The organism is Mesorhizobium sp. B2-1-3 (assembly GCF_006442495.1).
Lineage (GTDB): Bacteria > Pseudomonadota > Alphaproteobacteria > Rhizobiales > Rhizobiaceae > Mesorhizobium.
The window spans coordinates 14,132-31,740 of the sequence record NZ_VFWL01000015.1 but is presented as its reverse complement, the minus strand read 5'-3'; the positions used below and the strand labels follow the sequence as shown (position 1 = coordinate 31,740).

Annotated in this window: 19 protein-coding genes; 13 read left to right on the top strand and 6 right to left on the bottom strand. The window is 64.1% G+C overall.

Annotated features, from left to right (window positions below; genetic code table 11):
- Positions 1-2 precede the first annotated feature (2 nt).
- From FJ973_RS22280 to FJ973_RS22265, 4 genes are all read left to right on the top strand, one after another.
- A complete protein-coding gene (locus FJ973_RS22280) occupies positions 3-2,165 on the top strand; it encodes an amylo-alpha-1,6-glucosidase (protein ID WP_140525405.1) in 2,163 nt (720 codons plus the stop codon).
- An 82-nt stretch (positions 2,166-2,247) separates the two neighbouring features.
- Positions 2,248-4,017: a trehalose-6-phosphate synthase gene (locus tag FJ973_RS22275; protein ID WP_140557735.1), complete on the top strand. Its 1,770-nt coding sequence runs from the start codon at positions 2,248-2,250 to the stop codon at positions 4,015-4,017.
- Positions 4,017-4,820: a trehalose-phosphatase gene (otsB, locus tag FJ973_RS22270; RefSeq protein ID WP_140557734.1), complete on the top strand. Its 804-nt coding sequence runs from the start codon at positions 4,017-4,019 to the stop codon at positions 4,818-4,820. The genes FJ973_RS22275 and otsB overlap by 1 nt, the downstream gene beginning before the upstream one ends.
- A 52-nt stretch (positions 4,821-4,872) precedes the next feature.
- Positions 4,873-5,085 carry a hypothetical protein gene (locus FJ973_RS22265; protein ID WP_140498769.1) on the top strand — a complete coding sequence of 71 codons (213 nt, stop codon included), beginning with the start codon at positions 4,873-4,875 and terminating at the stop codon, positions 5,083-5,085.
- 9 nt (positions 5,086-5,094) lie between these two features.
- Here FJ973_RS22265 and dprA read toward each other — a convergent pair whose 3' ends face one another.
- From dprA to FJ973_RS22245, 4 genes are read right to left on the bottom strand one after another with little or no spacing between them, the layout of a single operon-like run.
- Positions 5,095-6,231 carry a DNA-processing protein DprA gene (gene dprA, locus FJ973_RS22260; protein WP_140557732.1) on the bottom strand — a complete coding sequence of 379 codons (1,137 nt, stop codon included), beginning with the start codon at positions 6,229-6,231 and terminating at the stop codon, positions 5,095-5,097.
- The gene (gene plsY, locus FJ973_RS22255; RefSeq protein WP_140515331.1) at positions 6,228-6,815 is read right to left on the bottom strand and encodes a glycerol-3-phosphate 1-O-acyltransferase PlsY; all 588 of its coding nucleotides are present in this window, start codon (positions 6,813-6,815) and stop codon (positions 6,228-6,230) included. Before plsY ends, dprA begins: the two co-directional genes overlap by 4 nt.
- Before the next feature lie 58 nt (positions 6,816-6,873).
- Positions 6,874-8,160: a dihydroorotase gene (locus FJ973_RS22250; protein ID WP_140557730.1), complete on the bottom strand. Its 1,287-nt coding sequence runs from the start codon at positions 8,158-8,160 to the stop codon at positions 6,874-6,876.
- The gene (locus tag FJ973_RS22245; RefSeq protein ID WP_140525335.1) at positions 8,157-9,122 is read right to left on the bottom strand and encodes an aspartate carbamoyltransferase catalytic subunit; all 966 of its coding nucleotides are present in this window, start codon (positions 9,120-9,122) and stop codon (positions 8,157-8,159) included. The genes FJ973_RS22250 and FJ973_RS22245 overlap by 4 nt, the downstream gene beginning before the upstream one ends.
- 149 nt (positions 9,123-9,271) lie before the next feature.
- Here FJ973_RS22245 and FJ973_RS22240 point away from each other — a divergent pair, with 149 nt between their 5' ends.
- From FJ973_RS22240 to FJ973_RS22230, 3 genes are all read left to right on the top strand, one after another.
- Positions 9,272-10,900 (top strand): DNA alkylation response protein, encoded by a 1,629-nt coding sequence (locus FJ973_RS22240; RefSeq protein ID WP_140557729.1) that lies wholly within the window; start codon positions 9,272-9,274, stop codon positions 10,898-10,900.
- Positions 10,901-11,018: 118 nt separating this feature from the next.
- Complete coding sequence (locus tag FJ973_RS22235; protein ID WP_140557727.1) at positions 11,019-11,567, top strand: hypothetical protein; 549 nt, start codon at positions 11,019-11,021, stop codon at positions 11,565-11,567.
- Positions 11,567-11,908 carry a DUF6105 family protein gene (locus FJ973_RS22230; protein ID WP_140525332.1) on the top strand — a complete coding sequence of 114 codons (342 nt, stop codon included), beginning with the start codon at positions 11,567-11,569 and terminating at the stop codon, positions 11,906-11,908. Before FJ973_RS22235 ends, FJ973_RS22230 begins: the two co-directional genes overlap by 1 nt.
- Here the strand turns inward: FJ973_RS22230 and ruvX are convergent.
- Positions 11,826-12,332 carry a Holliday junction resolvase RuvX gene (gene ruvX, locus FJ973_RS22225; protein WP_140557725.1) on the bottom strand — a complete coding sequence of 169 codons (507 nt, stop codon included), beginning with the start codon at positions 12,330-12,332 and terminating at the stop codon, positions 11,826-11,828. The two genes, FJ973_RS22230 and ruvX, sit on opposite strands and share 83 nt — an antisense overlap.
- 123 nt (positions 12,333-12,455) lie before the next feature.
- On the opposite strand from ruvX, the gene FJ973_RS22220 reads away from it, so the two are divergent.
- The 6 genes from FJ973_RS22220 to FJ973_RS22195 all read left to right on the top strand — a co-directional run bounded on the left by FJ973_RS22220 (position 12,456) and on the right by FJ973_RS22195 (position 16,820).
- A complete protein-coding gene (locus FJ973_RS22220; protein WP_140557724.1) occupies positions 12,456-13,151 on the top strand; it encodes a metal-dependent hydrolase in 696 nt (231 codons plus the stop codon).
- 20 nt (positions 13,152-13,171) lie between these two features.
- A complete protein-coding gene (locus FJ973_RS22215; protein ID WP_140557722.1) occupies positions 13,172-13,588 on the top strand; it encodes a hypothetical protein in 417 nt (138 codons plus the stop codon).
- An 88-nt stretch (positions 13,589-13,676) separates the two neighbouring features.
- Positions 13,677-13,964, top strand: a complete 288-nt coding sequence (gene gatC / locus FJ973_RS22210) for an Asp-tRNA(Asn)/Glu-tRNA(Gln) amidotransferase subunit GatC (protein ID WP_140498745.1) — start codon at positions 13,677-13,679, stop codon at positions 13,962-13,964.
- A gap of 7 nt (positions 13,965-13,971) precedes the next feature.
- Positions 13,972-14,430, top strand: coding sequence for a GNAT family N-acetyltransferase (locus FJ973_RS22205; protein WP_140557720.1), 459 nt, complete (start codon positions 13,972-13,974; stop codon positions 14,428-14,430).
- Entirely contained in the window at positions 14,430-15,995 is a 1,566-nt protein-coding gene (locus tag FJ973_RS22200) for an amidase family protein (protein WP_140557719.1), read from the top strand. Before FJ973_RS22205 ends, FJ973_RS22200 begins: the two co-directional genes overlap by 1 nt.
- A 27-nt stretch (positions 15,996-16,022) precedes the next feature.
- The gene (locus FJ973_RS22195) at positions 16,023-16,820 is read left to right on the top strand and encodes a YdcF family protein (RefSeq protein ID WP_140557717.1); all 798 of its coding nucleotides are present in this window, start codon (positions 16,023-16,025) and stop codon (positions 16,818-16,820) included.
- On the opposite strand, the gene FJ973_RS22190 is transcribed toward FJ973_RS22195, so the two are convergent.
- The gene (locus tag FJ973_RS22190) at positions 16,769-17,512 is read right to left on the bottom strand and encodes a DUF599 domain-containing protein (RefSeq protein WP_140557715.1); all 744 of its coding nucleotides are present in this window, start codon (positions 17,510-17,512) and stop codon (positions 16,769-16,771) included. The two genes, FJ973_RS22195 and FJ973_RS22190, sit on opposite strands and share 52 nt — an antisense overlap.
- Between the last annotated feature and the right edge of the window lie 97 nt (positions 17,513-17,609).

Genomic DNA, 17,609 nt, shown 5'->3' with positions numbered 1-17,609 from the left:
CCATCACCCAACTTGACGAGCGCAAGCTTGATCCCGCAATAGCCCTGGCCTCCCTGGACGAAACCGCGCCGAGGGAACCGCACCGGCTCTTCGCACTCAAGCATGGCGACTGCTTCGCCGTCGCCGATTCCTATGGCGACATACGCGGTGTGGGCGACGGCTTCTTCCGCGACGACACGCGCGTGCTTTCCGAATTCCGCCTCGCGGTGGGCGGTCGTTCGACGTCGCTGCTGGGCGCATCGCTGAGCCAGGACAATGTCCTGTTCACCTCCAACCTGACCAATCTGCCTATAGAGAGTGCCGGCGGCCGTCCCATCCCGCAAGGAGCGATCCACATCGAGCGTGTCAGGCTGCTGTGGGAGGACCGCCTGTATGAGCGCCTGACCCTTTCCAACTACAGCCAGGAACATTCGACCGTCCTGCTTTCGCTGCGCTTCGCCGCCGATTTCCGCGACATGTTCGAAGTTCGTGGCTCGACACGCGCCAAACGAGGCACCGCCCATACCGCCGAGATGGACCAGAACTCGGTTCTGCTTCGCTATGAAGGCCTGGACAAGGTGGTGCGTACGTCGACGATATCGTTTTCGCAGAAACCGGACGAATTGACCTCCGACCGGGCGGATTTCTTCATTGCAGTCACCAAACGCAGCCGCAAGACACTGTATGTCGAGGTCGGCAGCGAGATGGCCGATGTGCCCGACCGCGACCGGTTTCGCGCCGCAGCGGCGCGCGCGCGTTTCGGCATGCGCGCCAAGCGCCGCCATGGCGCGACGCTGCACAGTTCGGGCAGGGTGTTCAACGACTGGATGGAGCGCGCCCGTGCCGATGTGGCGCTGCTCACCACCGAACTTGCGACCGGCCCTTATCCCTATGCCGGCATTCCGTGGTTCTCGACGGCCTTCGGCAGAGACGGCGTGATCTCGGCGTTGCAGATGCTCTGGCTCAATCCCGGCCTGGCGCGCGGCGTGCTTGCCTTTCTCGCGCAACATCAGGCGACCGAAACCTCGCCCTTCAGCGACTCTCAGCCCGGCAAGATCATGCATGAAACGCGCAAAGGTGAAATGACGGCGCTGAGCGAGTTGCCGTTCGGCCGCTACTATGGCGGCGTCGACACCACCCCGCTCTACGTTCATCTCGCCTGCGCTTACGCGGACCGCACCGGCGACATGGTCTTTATCGACGGCCTGTGGCAGTCGCTATGTGCAGCCGCCGAATGGATCGAGGCGGCAAGCGCTTCGACCGGATTCGTCACCTACCGGCGTGCGGCGGAGTCAGGCCTCGCCAACCAGGGATGGAAGGACAGCTTTGATTCGGTCTTTCATGCAGACGGTCGTATCCCGAAGGGGCCGATCGCGCTGGTCGAGGTGCAGGGCTACGTCTTCGCGGCGTTCCAGGGGCTGGCGAGACTGGCTCGCCGGCGAGGCGAGACAGAAAAGGCGGAAGGCTGGGAAAGGCGGGCCGAAGAGATCCGCCGGCGGGTTGAAAGTCATTTCTGGATCGAAGAGCTGGGTTACTACGCGCTGGCGCTCGATGGCGACGGCCGACCATGCGAGGTGCGCACGTCCAATGCTGGACATCTGCTCTATGTGGGGCTTCCGGATCCGGATCGGGCGCGGATCGTCGCCGATCAGTTGCTGTCGGCTTCTTTTCACTCCGGCTGGGGATTGAGGACGCTCGCCGACGACGCAATATTCTTCAATCCCATGTCGTATCACAATGGCTCCATCTGGCCGCACGACACGGCGATATGCGCGGCAGGCCTTGCGCGGTACGGCATTCGCGACAATGTGGTGCGGCTGATGAGCGGGACGTTCGAATCCGCCGTCCATTTCAACATGCGCCTGCCCGAACTTTTCTGCGGCTTCACCCGCGCACCGGGCGAGGCGCCGATCGCGTATCCGGTCGCTTGCCTGCCGCAGGCCTGGTCGGCAGGTTCCGCCTTCATGCTGATGCAGGCCTGTCTGGGCCTCCATATCGACGGCTGGGCCGGCGAAATCCATGTCACAAGGCCGCGCCTGCCAATCGGCATCGACAGCCTGGTGATCCGCCATCTCGCGGTGGCGGGCACGGCAGTCGACCTGACGTTCCAGCGTGTAGGAGATCGTGTGGGCGCGTTCCTGGCCGACCGCCATGAAGGGTTGGCGCCTTTGATCGTGCGCAGCTAAAAACCGGAACCATCACCGGCGACGTGCGTTGCACCATCTCCCCCGCGGAGAGGCGAGACCTAGGCCGGAGCAATTCACATCGATGCCAGACAACAATTTTGACTTCCTCCACTCTGCCTCCGCTCTATGGTTCGTCATTCTTGCCAGCCTCTGCGTTTCCCTTGTTGCCTTGGTGATTTCCGCGCTGCGATCCCGCCGGACCCCGCCGGAACCGGCGAATGTCGAGCCTCCACCGGCTCGTGTCGTATTGCGGGAGTTCGAAAAGAATGGCCATTCCGCCGACGCGGCGCTCGTCAACTGGTCGCCCTCGACACTGCGCGAAATCCTGGCGAAGGAACTGCCGGATGCGCAAGTGATCGTCGTCTCCAACCGCGAGCCCTACATTCACAATCTCAGGGATGACAATGTCGACCTGGTTGTGCCGGCCAGTGGACTTGTCTCGGCGCTGGAGCCGATCACCCGTGCCTGCGCGGGAACCTGGATAGCCTATGGCGGCGGCTCGGCGGATCATCTCGTCGTCGACCAGAACGACCGCATCGAGGTCCCACCTGAGAACCCATCCTACACGTTGCGCCGTGTCTGGCTGACCGACGAGGAACAGCAAGGCTATTATCTGGGCTTTGCCAATGAGGGTCTCTGGCCCCTGTGCCACATAGCCTTTACGCGGCCCGTCTTCCGCACGTCCGACTGGGAAACGTACGAAGCCGTCAATCGCAAATTCGCCGATACCGTCGTTGCCGAAGCGCGGAACGAACGCCCGATCGTCCTCGTCCAGGACTATCATTTCGCGCTGCTGCCGCGAATGATCCGGGAACGCCTGCCCGATGCGATCATCATCACCTTCTGGCACATTCCGTGGCCAAATTCGGAAGTCTTCAGCATCTGCCCCTGGCGGGAAAAGATCCTGGACGGCCTGCTGGGGAGCTCTATCATCGGCTTTCATACGCAGTTCCACTGCAACAACTTCATCGAGAGCGTCGACCGCTTCCTGGAAAGCAGGATCGAGCGCGAGGATTCGGCGATCTCCTATGGCGGCCAGACCAGCCTGGTCCACGCCTATCCGATCTCGATAGAGTGGCCGCCGGCTCAACTCGGGAAATTGCCCGCCATCGCGCAGTGCCGCGCGCGAATTCGCGAAAAATTCGGGCTGGCGGACAATGTCAGCCTCTGTGTCGGCGTCGAGCGCCTCGATTATACGAAAGGCATTCTCGACCGGTTTCATGCATTGGACGAACTGTTCAAGCAACACCCGGAGTGGATCGGCCAGGTGGCCTTCCTGCAGATCGCGGCGCCAAGCCGTGGAACCTTGCCGGCCTACCAGCAACTGCACGAGGAATGCCTGCGTTGCGCGGCGGAGCTCAACGAGCGTTATGGCCGGGACGGCTACACGCCTGTCTTGATGGTGGCTGAACACCATTCCCAGGAGCAGGTCTACGAAATCTACCGAGCCGCCGATGTCTGCATGGTGACCAGCCTGCACGACGGAATGAACCTGGTCGCCAAGGAATTTGTCGCCGCACGCGACGACGAGCAGGGCGTGCTGATGCTCAGCATGTTTGCCGGCGCTTCCAAGGAGCTTCTCGAGGCACTGATCGTCAATCCTTACGACGCGACGATGATGGCCGAGGCGTTGCTGCAGGCATTGACCATGGTGCCCGCCGAGCAGCGCCAGCGCATGCAGCGCATGCGCGAGATCGTCCGCGACAACAATGTCTATCGCTGGGCGGGCAGCATGCTTCTCGACGCCGCCCGCTTGCGCAAGCGAATCGCGATCGACCCTGCCGGGCCGGGCTCCGTTGCCGCGGCCAATGTGATATCGCTGCTTGATCGCAAACGGGTCGCGGCGCTGTGATGTCGGGATCGGCAAATCTGTCCGTGCCGACCGTCCCGCAAGGCCGATGGGCACTCTTCCTGGACATTGACGGTACGCTTCTGGAACATGCCGCCCATCCCGACGCGGTGGTCGTCGGCGATGCGTTGCGAAGCATGCTAACAAGGCTGGACGGGCGTCTGGCTGGCGCTCTGGCTTTCATTACAGGAAGATCCGTTTCCGCCGTCGACCGGCTCTTCCAGCCGCTGCGCCTACCGGCTGCGGGTCTATACGGCCTGGAGCACCGGCTTGTCCGTGACGGGCCTGTCGAGGCGGCCGACGAGCCCGCCGACATTGCCGCGCTTGCCGAGGAAATCGAGGCGGAACTGGACAATGTGGACGTCTATATCGAGCGCAAGGGCCCGATCCTGGCCATTCATACGCGTGCGGCGCCGCAGTTGCTGCAACGGGCGACGCAACTGGTCGAACAGGCCCTGGAGCGGCTTCCGCGAGGATATCGGGTTCTTGCCGGCAATGCCGGGGTGGAACTGATGCCGCTCGAGGCGGCCAAGGGAGCGGCAATCAGGCGTTTCTGCGAGTTGCCGGCTTTCCGGGGGCGGATTCCCGTATTCCTCGGAGACGACACGTCGGATGAGAACGGCTTCGAAGCCGTCAATGAAATGGATGGCATTTCGGTCCGCATCAAACCGCAAGGGAAAACCGTGGCGCGCCACGCGCTGGCCGATGTCGGCGAGACCCTGGCCTGGCTTGAATCCCTATGTCACGACCAATCGGGCACTGGCCGGTTTGAGGAGGCGGTCCAGCCCACTGTCCGGCAGAGTTGAGGCCGCAAAACGCATTTTGCGCCTTTGAAGAACGGGTTTCAGGAGTTGATCAATGATCCAATTCACCAGCCTCATCCACGAGATCATGCCTGCGTGGCTCCGGCGGCGTTCGCGCCGGCGCATGCAGGACACCGAGACAACTTTCGATCCCTCGCGTCCTGAAGACGCCGATGCCGTCTGGCGAAAGGCTGTCGAGAGGGACCTGTTCGGCGCAAACACGCCCGACTATACCGAGACCGAACAGAAGAAACGCGATCACCACTGACGGAGGCTGTCAGCCTTCCGCGAAGACCAGCGAGACATTGCCGCCGGCATGCCGTTCGAGCCGGCCGGCGAGGTCGAGCTCCAGGAGCACCATGAACACCTGCGCCGGATGCAGGCCGGTGTGGCGGATGATCTCGTCGATCGCCACCGGCGTCGGGCCGAGCGCTTCGGTCACCCTGGCGCGGTCGTTTTCGCCGGGTGGCGGCGTGGCCGAGAAATCGGGGGGATCTTCAAAGGGCGGCAGTTCGGGGGCCCGCAAACCGGTCAGCGGCGCGATTGCCCTGTGAATGTCGGCGGCTTCGGTGACCAAGGTGGCACCGTCCTTGAGCAGGCCATTGGTGCCGGCGGCGCGTGGATCAAGCGGCGAGCCGGGTACGGCGAAGACCAGCCGGCCCATTTCGCCTGCGAGCCTGGCGCTGATCAGGGATCCGGAACGCTGCGCCGCCTCGACCACCACCAGACCGACTGCCGCGCCCGCGACGAGGCGGTTGCGGCGCGGAAAATCCTGCGCACGCGGCTGCCAGCCGAACGGCATCTCCGAAATGATGGCGCCGCCGCGCTCGACGATCTCGTCGCACAGGCCGGCATTCTCAGGCGGGTAGGGCAGATCGAGGCCTCCGGCCAGCACGCCGATCGTGCCGGTCGAGAGGCTGCCCTGATGTGCTGAAGTGTCGATGCCGCGCGCGAGGCCGGAGATGATGGCGTAACCGTCGCGGCCAAGGTCGGTCGCCAGCATGCGCGCCATCTTGATGCCGGCGAGCGAGGCGTTGCGGGCGCCGACGATAGCCACCGCGGGCAGCCGGAACACCGCGCCTTCGCCTTTCACCGCCAGCAGCGGCGGCGGATGGTCCATGTTTTTCAACAGGGCGGGATAGTCCGGCTCGCCGATACCGACAAAGCGGGCGTCTGCCCGCCTTGCGGCCTCCAGTTCCGCTTCGGCCTCGGCGATCGAGGGAATGCGGGCGACCCTGATGGCGCCGCCCGAAATCATCAGTTCCGGCAGCATTTCCAGCGCGACTTCGGCCGAACCGAAGCGGTTGATCAGGTCGCGAAAGGAGGCAGGACCTACATTCTGGGTGCGGATCAGCCGCAGCCAACTCAACCGCTGCCGGTCGCTGAGGCGCGCTCCGGCGAGCGGCTTGCTCACTCCTTCGCCCCGATTTTGCCCTCGGTGCCGGCAAGCAGGCGTGAAATGTTGGCCCGGTGCTTGATGAAGACGATCAGGCTCATCACGACGAACAATGCGGCAATCTGCGGTGTGCTCAGGAAATAGAGGGCGATCGGCACGGCGACCGCGGCCGTCAGCGCTGCAAGCGAGGAGTAGCGGAACAGGAATGCCATGGCCAGCCAGACGATGGCGAAGATCAGCGCCACCTGCCAGGCAAGGCCGATCAGCACGCCGAGATAGGTGGCCACGCCCTTGCCTCCCTTGAATCCGAGCCAGATCGGGAAGAGATGGCCGAGGAAGGCGCCAAGGCCGGCCCAAGCGCCGAGTTCGGGCGCGAAATGGCCCGCGATCAGCACCGCGGCCGTGCCCTTCAGCGCGTCGAGCAGCAGCGTGGCCGCGGCAAGGCCCTTGTTGCCGGTGCGTAGCACATTTGTCGCGCCGATGTTGCCGGAGCCGATCTGGCGCACGTCGCCAAGCCCTGCCGCACGGGTCAGCAGAAGCCCGAACGGAATCGAGCCCAAGAAATAGCCGAGCACCAGCGCCGGGATCAGGTTGTAAGTCATTGTTCCCCCCGCATTTCCCCCTGACGGGCTGAATCCGGCGCGATGCGCCGCCGCCCGCTCAGACCGAGAACACTGTGCGGCCCGCCACCAGCGTTTGCAAGACCTTGCCTTGCAGGCGCGCGCCTTCGAAACAGGTGTTCTTCGAGCGCGAGCGGATGCCGCTTTCGCTGACGATCCAGGGTTCATCCAGATCGACAAGCGCAAGGTCCGCGAGAGCGCCGGGCTTAAGCGTGCCGCCGGGCAGGCCGAACAGCCGTGCCGGCGCCGTGGACAAGGTCTCGATCAGCCGCAACAACGGCACGTCGCCATTGTGGTAGAGCCGCAAGGCCGCGCCCAGCAACGTTTCCAGCCCGATGGCGCCGGCTGCCGCGTCGGCGAAGGGCAGGCGCTTGGTGTCGACGTCCTGCGGATCGTGCGAGGAGACGATGATGTCGACCGTGCCATCCCTGATCGCTTCGATCATCGCCAGACGGTCTTCCTCGGCGCGCAGCGGCGGCGTCAGGCGGAAGAAGGTCCGGTATTCCCCGACATCGTTTTCGTTGAGTGACAGATTGTGGATCGATACGCCCGATGTGACGGTCGCGCCGTCGGCCTTCGCGCGCGCCACCGATGCCGCCGCCATCGCCGTCGATATCTTTGCCGCGTGGTAGGAACCGCGCGTCAGGCGCGCCAGGGCAAGGTCGCGCTCCAGCGGGATGGTTTCGGCCTCACGCGGAATGCCGGAAAGTCCTAGCCAGCTGGCGTAGAGTCCCTCGTTCATCACGCCCGACGACGCGAGGTCGGCATCCTGGGTCTCGTGCACGATGGTTGCGCCGAAATCGCGGGCATAGGTCAGCGCCCGGCGCATCACCAGCGCGCTTGATATGGTGTGGCGGCCGTCGGTGAAGGCGGCGGCGCCGGCCTCTCGCAGCAGGCCGAATTCGGTCATCTCGCGGCCATCGAGGCCCTTGGTGATGGCGGCGGCCGGGAAAATATTCACGATTGCCGTGTCCTTGGCGGTGCGCAGCACGAATTCGACCAGGGCCACATTGTCGATGACCGGATCGGTATCGGGCATCATGACGATCGAGGTGACGCCGCCGGCAGCCGCGGCGACACTTGCCGACGCGATCGTTTCGCGATGTTCGCCGCCCGGTTCGCCGATGAAGACGCGGCCGTCGATCAGGCCTGGAATCACCGCCTTGCCGGCGCAGTCGACGATGGTGGCGCCCTCGGGCGCCCCCTGGTTCAGCGCAGCCTTGCCGGCGGCGGCTATCTTCTTCCCGTCGACGATGACCGTCCCGGTCTCGTCTACGCCGCGCGAGGGGTCGATGATGCGGGCGCGCTCGAACACCGTAATGGTCATGCGCCGCGGCCCTCATGGTTGCGGCGCGGATCGAGCAGCGCTTCCATCACCGCCATGCGCACGGCGACGCCCATCTCGACCTGTTCCTGGATGACGCTCTGCGGGCCGTCGGCGATTTCCGAAGCGATCTCGACGCCACGGTTCATCGGGCCCGGATGCATCACCAGCGCATCGTCTTTCGCGGCCTTCAGCTTCTCGGCGTCGAGGCCGAAATAGCGGAAATATTCGCGCACCGAAGGCACGAAGGCGCCTTCCATTCGCTCGCGCTGCAGGCGCAGCATCATCACCACGTCGGCATCTTTCAGGCCCTCGGCCATTGAGCCGGTGACGATCACACCCATCCTGTCGATGCCCGCAGGCAGCAGCGTCGAGGGTGCGACGACGCGCACCTGCGCGCCGAGCGCATTGAGCAGCATGATGTTGGAGCGGGCGACGCGCGAATGCAGGATGTCGCCGCAGATCGCCACGATCAGTTTCGACAGCGGACCCTTGGCGCGACGGATGGTCAGCGCGTCAAGCAGCGCCTGTGTGGGGTGCTCGTGCGCGCCGTCCCCCGCATTGACCACGGAGCAGCCGACCTTCTGCGCCAGGAGGGCGGCCGCACCGGCCGACTGGTGGCGGATGATCAATATGTCGGGCCGCATGGCGTTCAGCGTCATGGCCGTGTCGATGAGCGTCTCGCCCTTCTTCACCGAGGAACTCGCCACCGACATGTTCATGACGTCGGCGCCGAGACGCTTTCCGGCCAGTTCGAACGACGACTGCGTCCGCGTTGAGGCTTCGTAGAAAAGGTTGATCTGGGTGCGGCCGCGCAGTGTCGAGGTTTTCTTCTCGGATTGCCGCGAGATCGCGACAGCCCGGTCCGCCCTGTCGAGCAGAAGCTCGATGTCGGCGGGGGAAAGATCGCGGATGCCCAGAAGATGGCGGTGGGGATAGAGTGGCAGGGACGAAGCGTCGGTCATCTCAAGGGGCTGCTATAGGGTGGACGTTCCATGGCTGCAAGCGCCAGCTTTGGATTGCGGCTGTTCTCCCCGGTATTTTCGTCGCGAGCCTTGGGCTATATCTAGCCGATGGCTCCGGATTCGTAGCCGCCTGGCAGTAAGGATGAAGCGTGACCGACGACGTGACGAACCAGCCGCCGCCGCTGACAGGCGGCAACGCCTGGCGGGGCGATCCGTTGCTGATCCAGCTTGCCGAGCGCTTTTCCGATCCGGTGCGCAAGGATCTCGACGGGCTCGGCCGCTTCGTGCTGACGCAGGAGGCCCAGGAACTGGCCCGCCTCGCCAATGTCGAAACGCCGAGGCTCAGGACGCATGATCGCCAGGGCCGGCGCATCGATCTGGTCGAGTTTCACCCCGCCTATCACGCTTTGATGCGCCGTTCCGTAGCCAACGGGCTGCACTCCTCGGTCTGGGAGAACGGCGATGCCGAGATCGGCCGCCGCCATCAGGTGCGCGCGGCCCGGTTCTACCTGACGGCCGAACTCGAGACCGGACATCTGTGTCCCATCACCATGACCAGCGCTTCGCTGGCAGCGCTGATGGCGAGCCCGAAACTGTTCCGCGAGTGGGCGCCGCGCGTGACGACGCGCAAATACGATCAGAGCCAAAAGCCGCCGGTCGAGAAGACCGGGCTTACGCTTGGCATGGGCATGACCGAGAAACAGGGCGGCACGGATGTGCGCGCCAATGTGACGAAGGCCGAGCGCGTCGGCAGCGGCTTCTATCGCCTGACCGGCCATAAATGGTTCATGTCGGCGCCGATGTCGGATGCATTCCTGGTGCTGGCGCAGGCGCCGGAGGGATTGTCGTGCTTCCTCGTGCCGCGCGTCCTTGGCGACGGCTCGGGCAACGGCTTCCGTTTCCAGCGCCTGAAGGACAAGCTCGGCAACCGGTCGAATGCGTCTTCCGAGGTGGAGTTCGTCAACGCGATCGGTGAGATGGTCGGCGAGCCGGGCGCCGGCGTGAAGACGATCATGGACATGGTGACCTTGACCCGGCTCGACTGCGCCGTGGCGTCTTCGGCGATCATGCGGGCGGGTCTGGCCGAAGCCGTTCATCACGCCCGCCATCGCCAGGTGTTCGGCACCAACCTGATCGAGCAGCCGCTGATGCAGCGCGTGCTGGCGGACATGGCGCTCGACGTCGCCGCTGCCACGGCGCTGTCGTTCCGGCTGGCGCGTTCCTTCGACGAGGCGGCGAGCGATCGCGGCGAGGCGGCCTTTGCCCGTGCCATGACGCCGGTCGTCAAATATTGGGTCTGCAAAATCGCGCCGCCGCTGCTCTACGAGGCGATGGAATGCCTCGGCGGCAACGGCTATGTCGAGGAGGCGCCGCTCGCCCGCTACTATCGCGAAGCTCCGGTCAACGCTATCTGGGAAGGATCGGGCAATGTCATGGCGCTGGATGTGCTGCGCGTGCTTGGCCGCGCGCCGGGCCTGTTCGAGGAGGTGCTTGCCGGCATTGATCGCGACCTGGGCGCGGGCGGACGCGGCACCATCGGTGTGCTGAAGGCGGCGATGCAAGTCGCCGCGACCGACGAAGGCTCGGCCCGCCTGCTGACGGAGCAACTGGCGCTGTCGGCGGCGGCGGCGGAATTGCGCCGGTTGGGGGCAGGGCGGATCGCCGATGCCTTCGTCGAGACGCGGCTGGCGGGCCAGTGGCGCAACACCTACGGCATGCTCGATTCGCGCCATGATGCGCGCATGATCATCGACACGCTCTATCCGCCAACCACCTGAGCAGCAGCCATGGACCACGCCTTGGTCATTCCCTTGCGCCGTTAACCTTAACAAATGGTTTCCGTTGCGAGGGCTGGCGGCAAAGCCCACTGTCATTCCTGTCGAAGCAGGAATCACGATGCGACAGGTATTGACCTCTTTTCTCGCCTTGCACTGGACGATCGTTTTCGCCCTGCTGGCGATCATCTGCATCGATGGAAACCGCGGCGTGGCCGGGGCGCTTGGGGTGCTGGGCGTGACGATCGAGAGCGCCCGCTTCGTCGATCTCGAAAATGTCGTCGTGGTTGCGCCTCTGGCAACGGCCCTGCTTGTCGTGGCGGTGCTGTTCTTCTGGGCTTTTGTCGAGGCGCTGATCAACAATGCCAGCAATCCGGGCGCCGACAGCGTTGCCCGCATCGCCTTCATCAGCGCTTCCGGCGTGCTGTCGCTGATCTTGGTCGGAGGCGCGGCGCAAGGCATCAACGGGCTGTTCCTGGTCGTCGCCGTGCAATTGGCCGCACTTCTGGCCTCCTATGTCGCCATGCTTGCCGAGCGCCGCACCCTGGCCACATCGGATGAGGTTGAAATCCACGCCACGGCGCACAGCATGGCCAGGGCCGCAGCCCACAATTCGCTGCTTTCGCTGATATCGGGCCGAACCCAGCCGACCCGGAAGGGAGGCCGCTGATGCGTTACATCTTCGCATTGTGGGCGGCTCCGATGGCGCTTTTCTGGGGCTGGTTCTACCTGTCGCTCAACGACATGAATTTCGGCTACGTCATGCTGAGCCGGCAGTTGCATGATTTCGTCTTCCAACTCTACGGCCAGATGCTCGGCATCGACCCGGCAATCATTCCCGGTATGGTGGGAAGAGCCTGTATATTCGACGGCCTGCTGCTGCTGGCGATCTGGGCGTTTCGCCGCCGTCGTGAAATCATCGGCTGGATCAGGAGGCGGCCGGCGGTTCCGGTGCAGTTCGAGCGGCTGCACCGAGCGAGCGAAGCCGGTCCAAAACTCCCTGCAGAATAAAGGCGGCGGCGGCCGAATCGATCTTGCCGGCGCGCTTGGCGCGCGAAAAATCCATCTCGATCAGCGTCCGTTCAGCGGCTACCGTCGACAGCCTCTCGTCCCATAGCAGGAAGGGAAGGTCGCTCAAGGCGGCCATGTTGCGTACGAAGGCGCGCGATTTCTGCGCGCGCGGACCTTCCGAGCCGTCCATGTTGACCGGCAGTCCAATCACCACCGCGCCGGCATTCTCCTTTTGCAGCAGATCCAGCAGCACGGCCGCGTCGAGCGAGAATTTTCGTCGCATGATGACCGGGCGCGGATGCGCGAAGGAAAAGCCACGGTCCGAAACGGCGACGCCGATGGTCTTGTCGCCGAGATCGAGCCCGGCAAGCGTCCTGCCGCCGGCCAGCCGTGCCGGCAATTCCTCGATGGTAATGATAGCCAACGGTTTTCCTTTGACCCGACAGCGCCGTCGCGGCGTTTTGAACACGCGAGGACGCCGTAACACTTTGCTCTTGAGCTGACGCCGTTCTATCCTCCGACGGAGCAAAAATCGAGGAACTCGCTGATGAAACTCACTTGGTACGGACAATCCGCCTTCAAGATCGAGGTGACGGGCGCAAGCATCCTGATGGACCCGTTCCTGAGCGGCAATCCGCTTTGGAAGAAAAGTTGGGAAGGCCCGGCCGAAGGTGTCACTCACGTGCTTTTGACGCATGGTCACGGAGACCATGTCGGCGATGCGCTCGAGATCCTCAAGAAGACCGGAGCGATGCTGGTCGCCAACCCCGAGGTCTGCGGCTATCTCGGCGGCCAGGGCGTCGACCAGAACAATATCAACCAGGGCAACACCGGTGGCACGGTGGACTGCGGCCCGTTCACGACGACTTTTGTCCAGGCATTGCATTCCTCGTCCTATGGGGACGGCATCTATATGGGCAATCCCTGCGGGCTGGTCCTGCATTTCCAGGACGACAAGACGCTCTATCACATGGGCGATACCGACATCTTCTCGGATATGGCGCTGGTCAACGAGCTGCATGAGCCGAAGATCGGCCTGGTGCCGGTCGGCGACCGCTTTACCATGGGAGGCGCTGTCGCGGCTCTCGCCTGCCGCCGCTATTTCAAGTTCGATGTCGCCGTGCCATGCCACTATGCGACTTTCGGCCTGCTCGACCAGACGCCCGACAAATTCGTCGCCGGAATGGAGAGTTCGGGCGTGAATGTCGTCGTGCCTGGGATCGGCGAGGCGGTCACACTATAAATTGAAAACGGAATTAAACCATGGGCTTGAGGAACTCTCTTTGCGTTTCGATGCTGTTTGCGGCGTCGCCGGCGCTTGCCGCGGACGATTTCATTGAAGGGGTATACCTCAAGTCCGAGGAGCTCTGCGCACAGGCCAGGAAAGACACCCTGCAGACGCTGATCGATGCCGGCAACATCGTGCTGTCGGCCCATGGCCTGCAAGGGGTCGAATACAATTGCGAGTTCTTGCAGATCAGCAAGGCGACACGCTCGCCGAGCTGGGCGGTGACGGCCATTTGCCAGGAGCCGGGCTACGTTTTTCCCGACGTGCTCTCGGTGACGCAGATGAGCCCGACTCAGATCGATCTCGTCTCCGTCCGGCCCATCGAAGACGAGAGCGAGGCGAGCGGCAACAGCAGCAGCTACTATCTGTGCGAGGGCATGGCCCCGCCGTGAGGCCATTTGCCCGATTGTGGGCATGCACATGTTGCGCGCCGCGCGCGGCGCCGCTATAGGCCGGGGCTGGTTTTCCCGAGGCACAAACATGTCCGTTGACGTCAAGACAGTGAAGCGCGTCGCGCGTCTCGCCCGCATTGCGGTGAGCGAGGAAGATGCCGAACGCATGACCGGCGAGCTGAATGCCATACTGGGCTTCGTCGAACAGCTGAACGAGGTCGATGTTTCCGGGGTCGAGCCGATGACTTCGGTAACTCCGATGGGGATGAAGAAGCGCCAGGACGTCGTCACCGACGGCAACAAGGCTGCCGACATCGTCGCCAACGCGCCTGCCACGGAAGAGAACTTCTTCCTCGTGCCGAAGGTCGTGGAGTAACAGGCCGATGGCCATCGAAATCGCCATCGAGACGCCGCTGCAGGACGATGTGCGCGGCTTGGTCGCGGAGCTCAACGAGACGCTGCTCGAACTGACGCCGCCGGAACACTGCTATCATCTGACCGTCGAGCAGATGGCCGGCCGGGACACCACGGTCTTCGTCGCCCGCGACGACGATCTTGCAATCGGTTGCGGGGCGCTGAAGCGCCATGACGGTGCCATAGGCGAGGTCAAGCGCATGTACACGCGGCCCACTCATCGCGGCCAGAAAATCGGCGCCAGGATCGTGGAGCGTGTCGAAGCGCTGGCGCGCGAGGAAGGATTGAAGCGTCTGGTGCTGGAGACGGGCGATCGCCATCCTGCCGCCTGGGCTGTCTATGAACGTTCCGGCTTCTCGCGTTGCGGTCCGGTGCTGGATTATCCCGATTCCGAGTGGTCGGTATTTTACGAAAAGAGCCTTGCCTGATGAGCGACCTGACCCGACTGACGATTTCGCAGGCCCGCGCCAAGCTGCGCGCCAAGGAAATCACCGCGACCGAGATTGCCGACGCCTATCTCGCTGCGATCGACCGCGCCAATCCGGCGCTCAACGCCTATGTCGTGGTAACCGGGGACAAGGCGCGCGACATGGCCAAGGCCTCCGACGCCAGGCTGGTCAAAGGCGAGGGCGGTGCGCTGGAAGGCATTCCGCTCGGCATTAAGGACCTGTTCGGCACCGAGGGCGTGCACACCCAGGCCTGCAGCCATGTGCTCGACGGTTTCAAGCCGCATTACGAATCGACCGTCACCTCCAATCTGTGGGCTGACGGGGCGGTCATGCTGGGCAAGCTCAACATGGACGAGTTCGCCATGGGCTCGTCCAACGAGACGTCCTATTACGGGCCGGTGGTCAACCCGTGGCGGCGTTCGCGCGTCGATACGATGGTGATGCCAACCACGCATCAGGGCGATGGCGGCTTCGTTTCGGCCGGCGGCACCAGGACCGCGCGCACCCTGGACAATGCGCAGCTGGTGCCGGGTGGCTCGTCGGGCGGCTCGGCCTCCGCCGTCTCGGCTTTCCTGTGCGCGGGCGCCACGGCCACCGACACTGGCGGCTCGATCCGCCAGCCGGCCGCGTTCACCGGCACGGTCGGCATCAAGCCGACCTATGGCCGCTGCTCGCGCTGGGGTATCGTCGCCTTCGCCTCGTCGCTCGACCAGGCCGGGCCGATCGCGCGCGACGTGCGCGATGCCGCGATCCTGCTCAGATCGATGGCCTCCGTCGATCCGAAGGATACGACCTCGGTGGACCGGCCGGTTCCGGACTACGAGGCGGCGATCGGCAAGCCGATCAAGGGCATGAAGGTTGGGATTCCCCGGGAATACCGCGTCGACGGCATGCCGGAGGAGATCGAGGCCCTTTGGCAGAAGGGCATTGCCTGGCTCAGGGATGCCGGCGCCGAGATCGTCGACATCTCCTTGCCGCACACCAAATACGCGCTACCGGCCTATTACATCGTGGCGCCCGCCGAAGCCTCGTCCAACCTTGCGCGCTATGACGGCGTCCGCTACGGCCTTCGCGTGCCGGGCAAGGACATCGTCGAGATGTATGAGAAGACCCGCGCCGCCGGCTTTGGCCGCGAGGTCAAGCGCCGGATCATGATCGGCACCTATGTGCTGTCGGCGGGCTATTACGACGCCTACTATCTGCAGGCGCAGAAGGTGCGCAATCTGATCAAGCGGGACTTCGAGAACGTCTTTGCCGCCGGCGTTGATGTCATCCTGACGCCGGCGACGCCATCTGCCGCCTTCGGCATTGCAGACGAGGACATGGCTTCCGATCCGGTGAAGATGTACCTGAACGACATCTTCACCGTCACCGTGAACATGGCGGGCCTGCCGGGCATTGCGGTGCCCGCCGGCCTAGACCCCAAGGGCTTGCCGCTTGGCCTGCAACTGATCGGCAGGCCGTTCGAGGAAGAGACGCTGTTCCAGACCGCTGCCGTCATCGAGCAGGCGGCCGGAACGTTCCAGCCGGAGAAGTGGTGGTAGGATCGTTTCTCATCTAAGGGGTGAGGGATGTTCTTCTATCTTTCGAAAATCTTCTGGTTCTTTATCCAGCCGCTTAACCTGACGATCTTCCTGCTGCTGGCGGGGCTGGTCGCGGCATTTTTCGGCCGCCGGCGGCTGGCAGCCACCGGCGGCGTGCTGGCGTTTTTGGTTCTGGCGCTTTCGGCCTGGACCTCGCTCGGCGCATTGCTGCTCAACCCGCTGGAGGAACGCTTTCCGCGCCCGCCGCTGCCGCAAAAAGTCGATGGCATCATCGTGCTCGGCGGCGGCTTCGAGGGCGGCATCAATCTGGTGCGCGGCGGTTATGAGCTGAACAGCGGCGGCGACCGGATGGTCGAGACGGCCGTGCTGGCGCGGCGCTTTCCCGACGCCAAGGTGGTCGTCTCCGGCGGCAATGGCGAATTGTTCCTCGACGGCGAGGGCGATGCCGCCACCGCGCCGCGCCTGCTTGGCGCGCTTGGCGTGGCGCCGGAGCGCCTGATCCTCGAGGGCAAATCGCGCAACACCTATGAGAATGCCGTCTTCACCAAGGCCTTGATAGCGCCGAAGCCGGGCGAAACCTGGCTGCTGGTCACCTCGGCCTACCATATGCCGCGCGCCAAGGCGCTGTTCGACAAGGCCGGCTTCGTGACCGTCCCGTGGCCGGTCGACTATCGAACGTCGGGACGCGAAGGCATCGGCCTGTTCCGCGACAATCCGGCCGATGCGCTGCAGGCGGCCACCATGGCGATCCGCGAATGGATAGGGCTGTTCGCCTATTGGCTGTCCGGCCGCATCGATCGGCCTTTTCCCGCACCTGGCGGCTGACCGATCACGGCGCGGCGCGCCGCCGAGAAGAACTGGCGCCGCACCAGAACGGCCAGGAGCAGAAGCGTCGACAGCACGAACACCACCGGATCGACGAACCAGCCGAGATAGCCGATCGAAAAGAACACGCCGCGCAGGCCGGAATTAAAATGCTTGCCTGCCAGCATGTTCATCTGCGCCGCCCTCCACACCGCCGTTTCGGTGACCGGGTTGCGCGAGGCTTCGCCATGCGGGATCGGCACAGCACCGATCAGGATCGAGCAATAGTTGAACAGACGGTAGGCCCAGCCGAACTTGAAGAACGAAAACGCCAGGATCAGCACCAGTCCCAGCACCTTGATCTGAAAAGCCGGGCGCGACGAGGCGCCGCCCAGAGGCAGGGTGCTCAACACCTCGAGGACGCGGTCGGAGGCACCGAGCAAGGCAAAGCAGCCGCCAAGCGCGATCAGGGAGCTGGAGGCGAAGAAGGCGGTGCCTTGCTGCAGGCCACCCATGATGGCTGTGTCGACGATGCGGATCTCACGCTCGGCCATCCGGTGCATCCAGGCTTGACGCTGCGCATTCATCGCCGTTGTCAGGGACATGCGGCTGACCAGCACACCGTCCGAGGCGAGCGTATGCAAAACCCACGCAATGAGGAAGAACGCCAACGCCGCGAGATCGGCTGTCGAAAGATCGAGGGAATCGCCCATTGGCGGAACCTATCACATCCAGTGCGATTGCTTCGATCGTCCGCCGGCAGCGACGGTCATGTCGCTGCCGGAGCAAACAAGGTCGGCGGGCGCTGCG

Excerpts from the sequence above, each read along its gene's own strand:
- FJ973_RS22245 (WP_140525335.1), bottom strand. The coding sequence starts at position 9,122 with ATGACCGACGCTTCGTCCCTGCCACTCTATCCCCACCGCCATCTTCTG.
- FJ973_RS22275 (WP_140557735.1), top strand. The coding sequence starts at position 2,248 with ATGCCAGACAACAATTTTGACTTCCTCCACTCTGCCTCCGCTCTATGG.
- FJ973_RS22235 (WP_140557727.1), top strand. The coding sequence starts at position 11,019 with ATGCGACAGGTATTGACCTCTTTTCTCGCCTTGCACTGGACGATCGTT.
- FJ973_RS22205 (WP_140557720.1), top strand. The coding sequence starts at position 13,972 with ATGGCCATCGAAATCGCCATCGAGACGCCGCTGCAGGACGATGTGCGC.
- FJ973_RS22230 (WP_140525332.1), top strand. The coding sequence starts at position 11,567 with ATGCGTTACATCTTCGCATTGTGGGCGGCTCCGATGGCGCTTTTCTGG.
- FJ973_RS22250 (WP_140557730.1), bottom strand. The coding sequence starts at position 8,160 with ATGACCATTACGGTGTTCGAGCGCGCCCGCATCATCGACCCCTCGCGC.
- FJ973_RS22220 (WP_140557724.1), top strand. The coding sequence starts at position 12,456 with ATGAAACTCACTTGGTACGGACAATCCGCCTTCAAGATCGAGGTGACG.
- FJ973_RS22195 (WP_140557717.1), top strand. The coding sequence starts at position 16,023 with ATGTTCTTCTATCTTTCGAAAATCTTCTGGTTCTTTATCCAGCCGCTT.
- FJ973_RS22215 (WP_140557722.1), top strand. The coding sequence starts at position 13,172 with ATGGGCTTGAGGAACTCTCTTTGCGTTTCGATGCTGTTTGCGGCGTCG.
- FJ973_RS22265 (WP_140498769.1), top strand. The coding sequence starts at position 4,873 with ATGATCCAATTCACCAGCCTCATCCACGAGATCATGCCTGCGTGGCTC.
- plsY (WP_140515331.1), bottom strand. The coding sequence starts at position 6,815 with ATGACTTACAACCTGATCCCGGCGCTGGTGCTCGGCTATTTCTTGGGC.
- otsB (WP_140557734.1), top strand. The coding sequence starts at position 4,017 with ATGTCGGGATCGGCAAATCTGTCCGTGCCGACCGTCCCGCAAGGCCGA.
- gatC (WP_140498745.1), top strand. The coding sequence starts at position 13,677 with ATGTCCGTTGACGTCAAGACAGTGAAGCGCGTCGCGCGTCTCGCCCGC.
- FJ973_RS22200 (WP_140557719.1), top strand. The coding sequence starts at position 14,430 with ATGAGCGACCTGACCCGACTGACGATTTCGCAGGCCCGCGCCAAGCTG.
- FJ973_RS22190 (WP_140557715.1), bottom strand. The coding sequence starts at position 17,512 with ATGGGCGATTCCCTCGATCTTTCGACAGCCGATCTCGCGGCGTTGGCG.